This is a genomic window from Alteromonas sp. 5NS40-0096 (genome assembly GCF_057544385.1).
The window spans coordinates 74,719-88,063 of sequence record NZ_BAAJLQ010000004.1 but is presented as its reverse complement, the minus strand read 5'-3'; the positions used below and the strand labels follow the sequence as shown (position 1 = coordinate 88,063).

Annotated in this window: 9 protein-coding genes; 4 read left to right on the top strand and 5 right to left on the bottom strand. The window is 45.7% G+C overall.

Annotation, left to right across the window (positions count from 1 at the left end; all coding sequences use genetic code 11):
• Positions 1–25: 25 nt before the first annotated feature.
• The gene (locus tag AC27G9_RS12955; protein WP_487074855.1) at positions 26–1,954 is read right to left on the bottom strand and encodes an alpha/beta hydrolase family protein; all 1,929 of its coding nucleotides are present in this window, start codon (positions 1,952–1,954) and stop codon (positions 26–28) included.
• 175 nt (positions 1,955–2,129) lie between these two features.
• Between AC27G9_RS12955 and AC27G9_RS12950 the strand changes: the two genes are divergently transcribed.
• Both AC27G9_RS12950 and AC27G9_RS12945 read left to right on the top strand, forming a co-directional pair.
• Positions 2,130–3,872, top strand: coding sequence for an autotransporter assembly complex protein TamA (locus tag AC27G9_RS12950; protein WP_487074854.1), 1,743 nt, complete (start codon positions 2,130–2,132; stop codon positions 3,870–3,872).
• Positions 3,872–7,537: a translocation/assembly module TamB domain-containing protein gene (locus AC27G9_RS12945; protein ID WP_487074853.1), complete on the top strand. Its 3,666-nt coding sequence runs from the start codon at positions 3,872–3,874 to the stop codon at positions 7,535–7,537. The genes AC27G9_RS12950 and AC27G9_RS12945 overlap by 1 nt, the downstream gene beginning before the upstream one ends.
• A 92-nt stretch (positions 7,538–7,629) precedes the next feature.
• On the opposite strand, the gene AC27G9_RS12940 is transcribed toward AC27G9_RS12945, so the two are convergent.
• Complete coding sequence (locus tag AC27G9_RS12940) at positions 7,630–8,211, bottom strand: hypothetical protein (RefSeq protein WP_487074852.1); 582 nt, start codon at positions 8,209–8,211, stop codon at positions 7,630–7,632.
• Positions 8,204–8,704, bottom strand: coding sequence for an RNA polymerase sigma factor (locus AC27G9_RS12935; protein ID WP_487074851.1), 501 nt, complete (start codon positions 8,702–8,704; stop codon positions 8,204–8,206). The genes AC27G9_RS12940 and AC27G9_RS12935 overlap by 8 nt, the downstream gene beginning before the upstream one ends.
• Positions 8,705–8,884: 180 nt before the next feature.
• On the opposite strand from AC27G9_RS12935, the gene AC27G9_RS12930 reads away from it, so the two are divergent.
• Together AC27G9_RS12930 and AC27G9_RS12925 are read left to right on the top strand one after the other, a co-directional pair.
• Positions 8,885–9,157 (top strand): hypothetical protein, encoded by a 273-nt coding sequence (locus AC27G9_RS12930; protein ID WP_487074850.1) that lies wholly within the window; start codon positions 8,885–8,887, stop codon positions 9,155–9,157.
• A gap of 213 nt (positions 9,158–9,370) precedes the next feature.
• Complete coding sequence (locus tag AC27G9_RS12925; protein ID WP_487074849.1) at positions 9,371–11,683, top strand: ATP-binding protein; 2,313 nt, start codon at positions 9,371–9,373, stop codon at positions 11,681–11,683.
• A 5-nt stretch (positions 11,684–11,688) separates the two neighbouring features.
• Here the strand turns inward: AC27G9_RS12925 and AC27G9_RS12920 are convergent, their stop codons facing one another.
• Together AC27G9_RS12920 and proB are read right to left on the bottom strand one after the other, a co-directional pair.
• Positions 11,689–12,129 (bottom strand): acyl-CoA thioesterase, encoded by a 441-nt coding sequence (locus tag AC27G9_RS12920; protein ID WP_487074848.1) that lies wholly within the window; start codon positions 12,127–12,129, stop codon positions 11,689–11,691.
• A complete protein-coding gene (gene proB, locus AC27G9_RS12915; protein WP_487074847.1) occupies positions 12,130–13,248 on the bottom strand; it encodes a glutamate 5-kinase in 1,119 nt (372 codons plus the stop codon).
• Positions 13,249–13,345 lie beyond the last annotated feature (97 nt).

Sequence of the window (13,345 nt, the reverse complement as noted above, 5' to 3'; positions counted from 1 at the left end):
TTCACGGAATGTCGCCACGTCCAATCTACTGTTTGAGGTTTTTTGATAGAAAAGCGTCTAATTCAGCAAAAAAACGCAGTCTGTTGTTTTCATTAGAAAGGTGATGGTCGCCACCAGCAAGCTCAACATAAACATAATCTTTGTCAAAGTCTTCTAATTCAGAGGCCATATCACGGCTGTGCTCTACAGCGACAGTTCGATCCTCATTACCATGGACAAGCAATATTGGGGTAGATATTGTCTCAACAAAATTTATCGGAGAGCGCTGGGTTCGGCTCTCGCCATCTTCACCCAGTTGCCGCTTAACAAATTTTGTATTTAAAAACCGTCGACTCTTTTTATAGAGTAAATCGAGGTCGCTGACGCCAGCAAAACTCACTGCACATTGAAACAGATTCGGTGTTTTTACCGTTGCCATCAAGGCTGCATAGCCACCGTAACTTGCACCAACAATACACATGTTATCTTTTGCGGCATAACCTCTTTCAACCATCCAAAGTGCCGCATCAGTAATATCATCTTGCATTTGAAGACCCCAAGCGCCTACTTGTGCCTGAGCAAATTCATATCCATAGCCTGAAGACCCCCTGAAGTTTGGCCTAAAAACGGCATACCCTTTCGCTGAAAAATAAGCTGTCCAGGTATCGAACCCGCCATAATCCCTGCCAGACGGCCCTCCGTGCGGATGGATAATAGTGGGATAGGGGGCTTCACCCTGTTTGGGGAGAGTCAAATAGCCTTCAATTTTTTTACCGTCGCGAGCCTGGTATGTCACTAACTGATGTGACCCAATATGCTCAGATTTAACAAGAGGGTATTGGGGGAAAAGCATTTCAATAGCACCTTGCTTGCGATCGCCCAATAAGAACATACCCGGTGTCGAATCGTTGTCTGCATAGAGGATGTAATAGTTTTCATCCGCACTGAAACTACTCAAGTAGGTATTGTAATCGGGTAGTGCTTGACTAAGCCCGTTTTGAAGCTTTGATAATCGTTCGTCCCAATAATGCGGTCCGTTGTGATAGATACCAATAGCGTCATTAGTTACAGGAGAATAGATTAACGCACCATCAACATCGTAAAACTCATCACTCAGCACCTCCAAACTCTCTTTGGTAGAGAGATCGATTGTATAAAGGGCTTTGAAATCCCCTTTGTATGCGGTGTAATAAAGTGTATTCGGGTTGAGTCCAAAACCTTTAATTTCTATATCTTTGTCTTCTAACACATTGTATTCGAACAATACCTTCCACTGCTTATTATCGCGATAATATACACGTTGCTCTCCCGTATCATAGTTCAGTGATACACCGACAGCGAGACGACCTTGACGATCGGCAAACCACTCTCGAATACCCAATCTCGCTTTTTCTACCCGAGTAAACTTGCCATCATTTAAGTTGACCTTGAACACTGAGGGGTTGTTCTTAAACTCTATATCTAGGGCGAGTAGGATGTGCTCAGGATCATTCGGCAAAAAGCTGACGACTTGGTCTTGAAACTGTGGTTTGAACTCTTCGATTTGATATCGTTTGTAAGCTTTTCTGTTGACCAAATTTGTAGGAACCTTGCCCTGAGAATCATATTTTGTCACGTAAAGGCTCGTCGTATGAAAACGCGTACCAAAGGACTTGGAGGCGTATTTTGCGCTTATCAATAAGGTTTCATCATTCGCCCACCGAAACCAATTGATCTTAACTTTTTCGTTGTCTGAAGACAGTAATGAGTAGTTTTTACCCGTCGTCAAATCACGGGTAATGAGTATTGAAACAGGGTCACCGTCATGAAAATTCTTAATAAATGCAATGCGTTTCCCAGACGGAGAAAGTGTGACATTTTGAATGTCAGGTAACTGACCAAACAGTGTAGGTAAGGGTTTTTCTACAGCTAGACTGGAAAACGGGAAAAAACTGATAACCACGAATAAAGCAACAAGCGCCAAAATCCCTTTCATCTTTTGTAACCTAATCCTTTTATCTTTCTTCTACTTATGTGTTTTACACGCTAGTCCAAGCCAGTGATATCGGCTACCATAACGCCGTTAGCCTTTCCTTTATGAAAGGCGGAATGATTACATAGCTTGTTTAAATAAGCGAGTCTCTATCGATTTCAAGGCAGGAATCCTCCACTTGTTTTTTCATGACCTTCGACAATGTGCTATTGCCGTATTACTTTTCGTCACTTCTGCTGGCGTTGCGTGTGCTGCTGAGTTCGATGTAAAGGGTATTGACGATGGCAAGCTCAGGAAAAACGTTGAGCTACATTTAAGTGGAATCGATGACGACGTTGTTATTGCCGACCCGGTATGGCAGAAAATAATTAAAGATACGGTGTCGACGGCGCTCGAGCCCTATGGCTATTACAACAGTGAAACTCAAATCACCCAAGGAGATGACAGCACCGTTCTCCTTACTATCGATATAGGCACACCATTAGTCGTCGCAAACGTCACTCGAGAAATTATTGGGGATGGGCGGTTCGATCCCGTCTTTCGTGAAGAGTTTGACAGTTTTCCCTTGCACCCAGGCGACGTGTTAGATCAACCAACATACAGTGATTTCAAATCCTCGATGTTCAGCTACGCCCTGTCGCACGGGTACTTTGATTTCTTTTGGCAAGCGACTCGTCTCGACCTCGTCAGAGAAGAAAGAGAGGCTAACATATTGCTGGTTGCCCAAAGTGGCCCGCGCTACCAATTCGGAGAAGTTAGGATTATTGGCGATGACAGAGCCCGAGCCATCATTAATCAACTTCGTCCTTTCGAAGTCGGCCAAGCCTATACTGCCGAATTATTGACTCGCTTTAACCGACGCCTAAATGAAGCAGGCTATTTTGAACGGGTTATCGCTAGGCCCGTGGTTAACCAAGCGATAAACAAACAAGTGCCAATCGAAGTAACTGTCACGCATTTACCCAAAGATACATTCAACGTAGGAGGCGGCTTCTCTACCGATATGGGGCCTAGAGGGCGACTGCGTTGGGAACGCCCATGGGTCAATAATCGTGGACATTCTGCTACGACACAACTATTTGTATCAAGGCCACAACAGTCGGTTTCCGTAGACTATCGGATTCCCATGCGCGATGTTACTCATGACTACGCCAGCATCATTGTTGGCTACGAATTTTTCGAAGAAAATGACACCGATAGTGAGTCGTTTTCCGTCGCAGCGAAACGCTATACCAGACAACCTGATTCGCCATATCAAAGAATTTGGTCTTTGACATACCAAAGAGCACTTTTCACTCAGGCCAACCAACCTTCGCAGACAACGCAATTGTTAATGCCGGGCTATGCATTGAGTTTTATCGAGCAAGAAGGGGAACTGGACATTACCAACGGCAGTCATTTCCTGTTTTCATTTGAAGGTGGCTATGAAGGCGTAGGCTCAGATATTTCAGTGCTCAAGGCAACTGCTAAGGCAAAGTGGATTCGTACACTCGGCAAACACCGTTTCACGGCGCGAGCGGAAGCCGGCGTTATCGAAACTGACGAATTTGATCGAGTGCCACCCACAATGCGCTTCTTTGCAGGTGGCGATCAATCCATAAGAGGTTTTGCTTTTGCAAGTGTGGGCACTCGCGTACAAGCCATCGAAGATGGTGAAGTCACAGAGCCTTTGATTGGCGATCCCTATCTTGTCACGGGCAGCGTCGAGTACGCCCATCCGATCGCGCCAAATTGGCGTGCTGCCGTTTTTGCTGATGGAGGGACTGCAACTTCAGACTTTGATGCGTCTCCCGCCGTTGGTATTGGAGCAGGTGTGCACTACATTACTATCATAGGACCTGTGCGCTTTTATTTGGCCCGAGGCTACAGTGACTTTGAAAATACGTGGCGAGTGCATTTCGCATTGGGGCCAGAATTATAATGAAACTTACACTTCGAATCCTGCTGGGCTTTCTGTTTACATTGCTACTCGTTCTGGTCTTTGCGTTGACACCGCTGGCCAACCCCTTATGGCGATGGCTAGCCAATACGTTTGTTGAACCACTTACGGTCTCGAAAATTGAAGGCGATCTCCGACGTGGCCTGACAATATCTGGTATTCAATGGCACACCAAGACCGAAACCGCCACCCTCGATAGCTTCGCGTTTTCTCCCAAATGGGCTTGTTTGATAGACAAAACGGTATGCATCGACACGATACGAGTCAATGGTATTCATGTCGCAACCTTCAGTGCAGACGAGAGCTCGGCCAGCGCGCCAAGCAAACCTTTGGATCGAATCGCTTTGCCACTGGGGATTAATATCACCAATATCCTCGTCACTGACGTCAATCTAGCCACACCAGGCGCAAACGTTAAGCTTGAGAAATTTACCACGTCGATTATCGCTGATGAGCGAATCCGCATTATCGAGCCTATGTTGTCGAATCTCGTAGTGACCATACCATCATCCGAAGAGTCGCCGCCCGACAGTTCGCCAGCCACGGGCTTCCAGTTGGCATATACTCCGCCCCAATTGCCTATTATCGAAGTCCCTATCGATATCGAAGTCAGCCAATTTGCTATTTCGCCTTTAGTGATTGAGCAAGCGCAAACCCCACATCATATCAATACCATTGCCTTCGACAGATTCACTTTTGAGCGTTCGACAATCAATATTGACCAGCTTGCAGTCGATGATGAACTGATCACACTAGCGCTCAATGGCAGCGTTCAGCTTACACGAGACTACCCTATTGAACTATCGCTCCAAGGAGAGGGAGAAATTCCCCATTTAGCAAAGCAGCAAGCAGCTGATGTCGCGATTTCAGGTAGCCTGGGTGACATCGCAATAAACATTGACACCACAGGCTATATCAACAGCCAAACGTCAGTATCGGGGGAGCTGTTAACACCATCGCTACCATTAAACGCCAATGCCAATTGGCAAGCGTTCGGTATCGAAGGTGAGACCCCCATTGAGGTATTGGCAGGTCAAATCCAGCTCAATGGCATGATGGGCAACTACTCGATTACAGCCGATGCTGGTGTCATCCAAACTGACATCGGCAAAGCCAAACTGAAATTGCTTGCCCAAGTTAATGACAGCAGTGCAGAGATCAAAACGGCAGTACTATCTGCACTTGATGGCGAGATCGCGACTCAGGGGGTGGTTTATTTCGATGATTCCATTAGCTGGATAGGCAAAACTCAACTCGACGCGATCAATACAGCACAATTTAATAGAGACATTCCCTCGCCTCTCAATGGCGCGCTTAATTCTCAGTTGCGGCTGACCAACCAGGGCGTGGACGTCAATCTATCGGGTATCGATTTACACGCCGACTACCTTGAAAACCCATTGGTAGTCACTGGGCAGGCGCTCTACTCTGCAAGCAGTGACATTGTCGTTGCCACACTGGATATCACCCATGCAGATAATCAGGTTTCTACAGTTACACAACTCTTTAACCAGCGATATCTAAAGTCTACTGCAGATGTCAATCTCACGTCCCTGTCGTCAATCACTACCGATATCTCAGGCACAATGACCGGACAGATAGTCGCTGAGGGTGAATGGCATAATCCTCGTTTCGACATTCTACTCAACGGAAACGATATCACAGTCGCCCAATCGCTGAATAAGCGGGCATCAGAACAAGGCCCAATGTCTTTCAATGTAGGCTTGAAAGGCGATATCGAACAGCACGATAGCCAAGTGACATTGCAAGCGAAAGACTTCGCATCGAATTTAAAGATTGCTGGGGGATTACACGATCGGGTTTGGGGCGGTCGAATCAGCCACGGCGATACCCGAGTGTTCCAATCGAATTGGCATCTTGATAAGCCTGCAGAAGTGACACTCAACCTAGACTCTCTGGCATCATCACTTGGTGAACACTGTTGGAAAGAGGCAGCTCAAGGTACCTTTTGTATTGGCCAAACGAGTTATAGTGACGGCGTCGCAAAGTGGAACTTTGATGCCAGTCGCATACCCATTGGCACTTGGATACATAAACTGTTACCCGATACCGTTAAGCGTCAAAGTCTTAGTGAGCTCACAGTCAATTCCTCGGGCAATTACCATGAAGGGCATCCACTAACAGCGGAGTTTGAGATAGACATAAGCCCCGCTTCTTGGTTTGTCGGGCCTGATGAAGGGATTGAAATTGGTATCGAGGAATTTCATGGCAAAGCGTCTATCAAAGGCGATGAACTTTTCCATCGATTCACGCTTGCCAGCCCACAACTTGGTAAAGTCGAACTTAACGGCAAACTGCAAAACATTACCCAGTCCCCAACCATTGATAGTCAGCTAACCCTAGCTGGCATCGATTTATCGCCTCTTAATGCCCTTAGTGACACACTTGAACAACTAGAAGGCCGAATTCAGGGGCAAATTCAAATAGCCAATCAACTCAGTCAGCCGTCACTCAAGGGTGAACTTAAACTGCATAATGGACGAGTTGAAAGCCCAGCGCTACCGACGCAAATCAACAATTGGGAACAAGTGTTCTTATTTAACGGTACCAGTGCAGACTTTGAAGGGCAGTTTACCCTAGGAGAGGGATTAGGCGGATTAGATGGGCAGTTGGACTGGTCGGAAACCCCTTCTTTACGTCTTCATTTAACCGGTAACGAATTTGCTTTTAGGCAAAAAGACGTGCGCATCAAGCTATCTCCCGATCTTACCGCGCATATCAATCCCGAAGCAGTTAGTGTTACCGGTGATATCACCATCCCATGGGCGAGAATAGAAATAGAAGGCCTGCCAGAGACCGCGGTGTCGCCGTCAAGTGATGTGCATTTGCGAGGAGAGCCACCCAGTGAAGATCCGTTGAGAATGATAGATGCAAACGTCAATGTCATCATTGACGAGAAGCAGTTGGGTGAAGTAAAACTCGATGCCTTCGGCTTAACCGCCAACCTGCAAGGCGCACTAAAAGTAGCGACACAACCGGCAATTACCGCCTATGGCGACCTTTCCCTTAATGATGGAAGGTATGAAGCATATGGGCAAAATCTCATTATCCGCACCGGCGAAATTCAGTTCAACGGCCCAGTTGCTCAGCCAGTGTTACTTGTTGAAGCCATTCGCGATCCCAATGATACCGAAGATGACGTTATCGCAGGGGTCAGAATAGATGGGCCTGCTACGAGGCCAAATGTCGGACTTTTTTCAGAACCTACGATGGATCAAGGTGCAAACCTAGCTTACTTACTCAATGGTAGTGCTGGCATTGGCGGCGGCGGTGGTGAAATGAATCAAGAAGCCTATGCCGGAATCCTATTGGGGCTTGGCTTGTCCAATACGGAATCCATTACAGGTAAAGTGGGTGAAGCCATTGGTATTGACGACTTTAGTTTGAGTACGAGCGGGCAGGGAGCCGACACGAAAGTTCAAGTCTCGGGTAAAATAGCCAACAATCTCACTGTGCGATATGGTGTTGGCGTGTTTAATAGCAACGATGCAAGTGCGCCTGAGGTGGCATTGCGCTATCAACTCTCCGATAACTTATACATAGAAGCGATTCAAGGCTTGTATCAAGCGCTAGACATGTACTACCAGTTTTCTCTTGGCAAGCAAGAGGATCAAACGGGGAAATAGCTCGGGGCAACGCGTACTTTTCTGCAATCGAGTTACCTTCCCTGAGCCAGCGATGCATCGCGTCAGAAACTGGTTTAAATAACCAGCGTGCCTCATGCCATACCCGCTCTGTCTGTATATTCTTTTAAACGCTGATATTTCGCGTCAAAAAACTGCCTTCGTTTGTAGGCCCAACGGCCCACACCAGCCATGAAAACACCGGTTATACCGATAGCAAGAATCCTTCGCCCTATACCATCCGTTGGAAATTCGCCTGCGAGATAAATGGCACCAAAAAAACAGAACAACATAATCATCACAATCCAACAAGAGTGCATCGTCAGCGATGCAATTTTGCGGTTGTTCTTGTATTGCAACATGAGTGTGCGCGTGTAATTACTGGTCGACTCAGACACACCTAATATTGCATGCCGTCTCAGCCACGTGAAGTAAACAAAGTAAATCAGTGCCACCAGCCCGAATACTGCCATCCCAATCAGGGCCGTTAGGGAGAACTCGTCACGAAAATAGACAAAGAGAATGATTAAAGGCACACAGCCCAGCGCATCAAAGAAAGTATAGAGAATGTGCTTCCACTTCTGTTTTTGCAGGTCGCGTTTAACCGCATTGACATCAATATCTTCGGTCACTTGTGTTTGCCACAACTCGCTCAATGGATCTTTTTCTTCAGCCATAATTTACACTCTGTTTTAGCTTTTCTTTGGTCCGTTTTATTAAAACGCCAACATGATTCTTGGTTACACCACACACATCGCTGATTTCCTCATAGCTCAAGCCCTCAAGAGAAAGGGTTATGACTTGTCTGTTGAGGACAGGAAGCTCTCGAACCGCGGCGAGCATTTTTTGCATCGCTTGCTCTGAGCTCAATAACTTTTCTGGAGAGTGATGGGAAGATTCACTATGTTCGGCATTGTCCTCTTCGAACGCGTCCCGTTGAGGCAGCCTAGCATAGGCGGCAACATGAGAAACCGCACGGTTATGTGCAACTTTTAATATATAAGTCTTTACGCTGCTTTTGTTTTCGAAGCGCGCCAAAGCTTGCCAAACTGCGAGGGCAATTTCCTGCCGCAACTCTTGGCGCAAAGCTTCGTTCGCTTCATAACTGTTTGCGACACGGCTGAGCAAAGGACCATATTCCCTTAACACTTGCTCAAAAGATATATTCAACGATCACCCCATGTGTTTGGTTTTATCGACGCACAACCGCTCAACGTATTGTGCTCAATTACCTAGTCGCTTGCCGATAAAAAAAATTACAGCGCAGTGTAATTTTTTCTTTTGGGCGTCGACTAGAGTAACAGCAAGGTGATGAAACGACCTAACTTGACTTTAAACCGGAGGTTTACAATGAGTACATTCAGTATCATTTTATTAATGGCGACGTTATTCAGTGTCATGATGTTGTCTTATTACTTAGACGCCAAATACAACTGGCGTCTAGTGGCTTGGATGAATGGCGGCTGCATTAACCCTTTCAAACCTGCTCAGCAAGACCAAGCAAAGAAAACCATGGAAGAAAAAGACGCACAAATTCAAGCCTTAACGGAGCGAATTCAAGTGTTAGAAGCTATCGTGACTGAGCCCGCTTACGAGCTAAACCAAAAACTCAATCGGCTGTAAAAGTGGGCTCAATTGCCCACTTTTTCTGTCTGTTATTTGATCCTGCACAGTCTTATAAGCGTTTTGTATAAAATTAATGGGGTTTTCTGAGCGCTAGACCTAACATCCAAGCTAGTTGATGCTATGTTTTACTTAGAGCGTCAGTTTTTTATGGATAATTAATAGTTGATTCAGCGCATTACCGCTTCGCTAAAAATACGTTTGATTTTATTAGTGCTAGGGATTTTTGCCGCGCTCTATTTGGTATTTTTGTATTTCGCTAACAGCTTCATTAATACCATTGAGCAAGATCTCGCAGAAAAGCTAGTTCGCCAACAAGCCTCCGTGACTCAAGAACGCGCGTTAAATTATTTCAATCGTGACCAAAAACTGCTTGAAACGGGTCTTGCGAGTGAAGCGTTCCAACGTTTTATGAAAAACCCTGAAGATCCTGCACTGGTGGCCACTGCTCAAGAAAAACTCAATCAAGCCTGTGAAATCATCACGTGTTATGGCTGGTTTATCTTTTCTCACCGAACCTTAACTGGCTACGACTGGAACCAATCGTTCGACCAAGTGGTCAGTGAAGCCATAGAGTTAGACAGGGACGCTTGGTATACGGATCTCATTGCAAGTGGTAAAGACGTATACATAGATTCGAGCTACCACCCTGTTACTCTGAGGCAAGGCGCATTTTTAGACATCATTGTTCGTGAAAATGGCAGGTTGCTTGGGCTGGTGGGTACATATATCGCGATAGAGCAAATAACCCAAGGTATTCTTAATCACCCAAGTGAAGGCGTAACAAATATACTGTTGGACAACAATCGAATTGTTCAAGGCTTCGCGGGTCAGTTCAACGACGTTCGCGCCAATCAATTATTGGGAGTGATTCAAGAAAAGTCAGCGAGTGAGGTGTTTCCCGGCATCTCTCAATTGGTAAAAACGCCTTACACCCAAAATTCACCTGCGCCACTCAGCGATGCCGCGTTATACACGGTGAAAATTGAAGGCACATCCTATTTAGCGTCTTTTCAATACATCGAAGGCTTAGATTGGTATGCAGTGAGTTTATTTTCTCTGGACCAAGTTCAAGAGCGCTTTGATACCCTGCCTGTTATCTCCACGGCATTATTGGTGTTAGTTCTGTTTATCTTTTTGTCCATTTATATTCTTAATCAACAGCTCATATCTCCAATCGTTTCTGTCAACAACGTTATCCGCAGCATCGCCAAGGGTGATTACAGCAAAAGGGTAAGCGGCATAGAGACCGATGTACTCAAAAATCTCGGCGATGGTATCAATACGATGGCAAGCCGTATCGCATCAAACGTATCGGATATCGAAGACAAAAATAAAGAACTCGAATCACTCATAGAAGTTGCCAATAAAGCGAATAAAGCCAAATCGATATTCTTGTCCAATATGAGCCACGAACTGCGAACGCCACTCAATGCGGTATTGGGCTTTGCGAAATTTGGTAAAGATGCCAAGACCATCGACGATAAGAGCACTTACCTAGACAAAATAGAAGACGCGGGTGGCCATTTGCTGCAGGTTATCAATGACATTCTCGACTTCAACAAGATTGAACTCAACGAGTTGCGGTTGGAAGAAACGCCGTTCAAGCTGACCCGAGTCATTCATAAAGTCTTGAGCATTTGCCAAGTCAAAGCAGAAGCAAAGGGGTTATCCTTAATTTTTGATGTCGCGCCAGATATACCCAAGACATTAATCGGAGATCCCCTTCGTATTGAGCAAGTTTTGATAAACCTTATCAATAACGCCGCTAAATTCACTGAACAAGGCGATATTCGTTTATCGGTGAAAGCCGAAGTCCAAAGCGATGATGAAGTATTCGTGTATATGTCTGTAGCCGATACAGGTATTGGTATGTCGCACGAACAGCAGCAAAAACTGTTCAAACCGTTTACCCAAGCGGATGAATCAATCACCAGAAAATATGGCGGCACTGGGTTGGGCCTGGCAATTTCTAAACAACTTATCGACAAAATGGAAGGTGATATCTCAGTCGACAGTAAAGAAGGCGAAGGCTCCACATTTAGCTTTTACCTCAAGTTGAAATACACAACACAAGCCATAACACCTGAAAAACAAGTTCCCACATATAACTTGGAGCATTTACAGCAGCTAACTGCGGGTATACCCGTACTTATGGTAGAAGATATTGAGTTAAATAGAACCATAGCTTTGGGAATACTAGAGCCGCTCAAAATGAATGTGGTAGTGGTTGAGAACGGCCAAAAAGCCTTGGAAGCAGCCAAACATGCTTCGTATGCTTTGATTTTAATGGATATCCAGATGCCAGTAATGGATGGCATGACGGCAACGCGGTTGATTAGAGAGTTTGACCAACAAACGGCTATCATCGGTTTGTCGGCTTACGGTACGAAGCAAGATGCAGATGAAGCCTTAGATGCAGGAATGAACGCGTATCTGACCAAACCTGTGAATCAAGCCGAGTTGTTCTCGACTATTTTTTCTTTGCTCTATGACAAGTCATCGCAGCAAGCCATTGGTGAATAAAGGCATCAATCGAATGCAGAATCCAACTCTTCTAATTTCGCTCTCAAATTTTCGGGAATTGGCATTGCTCTTTCGTCTTTTCGACTAACAAAGACATGCACAAATTGACCGTGAGCAACACGTCTTGCCTCTTCACCAGCAAAAATTGACAGCCCATAAGTGACAGAGCTTCTGCCCATTTTGGCAACGCGAAGACCCACGCGGATTACTTCTGGGTAGGCGGCTGGCGCAATGTACTGGCACTGCGAACTAACAACATACGCGATGATATCACTGTTTTGCACGTCCAAACCGCCATGCTCGATCAAGAATCGATTGACTGCTGTGTCAAAAAAGCCGTAATAAACAACATTGTTAATATGCCCGTATTGGTCGTTGTCGTGCCACCGAGTAGAGATATCGATGGTATAAGGATAGTCACTCAAGGACGGGCTAAAATCTGTCATTTATACCTCTTTATTGCCATCGTTAATGAGTACTAGGTCATCTCTGTGAATTATTTCTTCACCTAAATCAAATCCTAATACTTGTGTAATGTCTCTACTTTTCAAACCTTTGATTTTTTCGAGATCGCTGTAGCTATAAAGTACTAAGCCTTTTGCTATTACTTGTGATTCACAGCGAATTTCAATGGCATCACCAGCGGAAAACTCGCCGCCAATCGCTTGTACACCCGAGGGCAATAATGACGCCCCTTTTTGGATGAGAGCCTTTTTAGCACCAGCATCCACCTCAACCCAACCAGATGTTTTTAGCGTGTGTTTGAGCCACAAAGACCGCGCTTTCTCACTGGATTGTTGCGCCTTAAATAGCGTCCCTTGTACTTGCCCCTCGAGTAAACTGTCGAAGACTTGGCTGTTGCGACCATTGACAATCAGCGTCTGAATGCCGGATTGGGTACACTTATCTGCCGCCTCGATTTTAGTCCGCATACCACCGGTGCCCAATGCTGTACCGGCGCCACCCGCTAGACCGTAGATTGATTCATCTATGTGTTCCACAACGGGAATAAGCGTGGCGTCAGCATCCTTACGAGGGTCGGCAGTGTAAAGGCCATCAATATCTGAACAAATAATCAAGGTGTCGGCTTGTGCGACCAATGCGGTATACGCCCCCAAGTTATCGTTATCTCCCACTTTCAACTCATTGACAGCAACCGTGTCATTCTCGTTAACGATGGGCACGGCATTGTGGGCCAGAAGCTCCCGCAATGTATTCTTAATGTTGACGTAACGAGTTCTATCGTGAAGATCATCGTATGTCAGTAACACTTGAGCACAGGGGTCATCGAAAAACCGTTGCCAATTCGCCATCATTTTTGTTTGCCCGATAGCGGCCATGGCTTGCTTTTCTGCAATCGAAGCAGCGTGATGGATAGGAATTTTACTTCTACCTGCAGCGACACTTCCAGACGAAACGACAACGACGTCTTTGCCCGCCGCGCGGCTCTCAGTAATAAAACGAGCAATGGGGAGCAGATAGGTGGCACTACATTGGTCACCTGATGGAGCAATAAGAGCACTGCCGATTTTTATCACGGCGCGTTGCCAATTAAATTTGGTCATGGGAAGTGGAAGCGAAAAAAACAAGGACTAAAGCATACGATAAAGCGTGTCGTAAACAAATAGCCAATCCTACAAAGTCGCGATAATACAAGTGTTT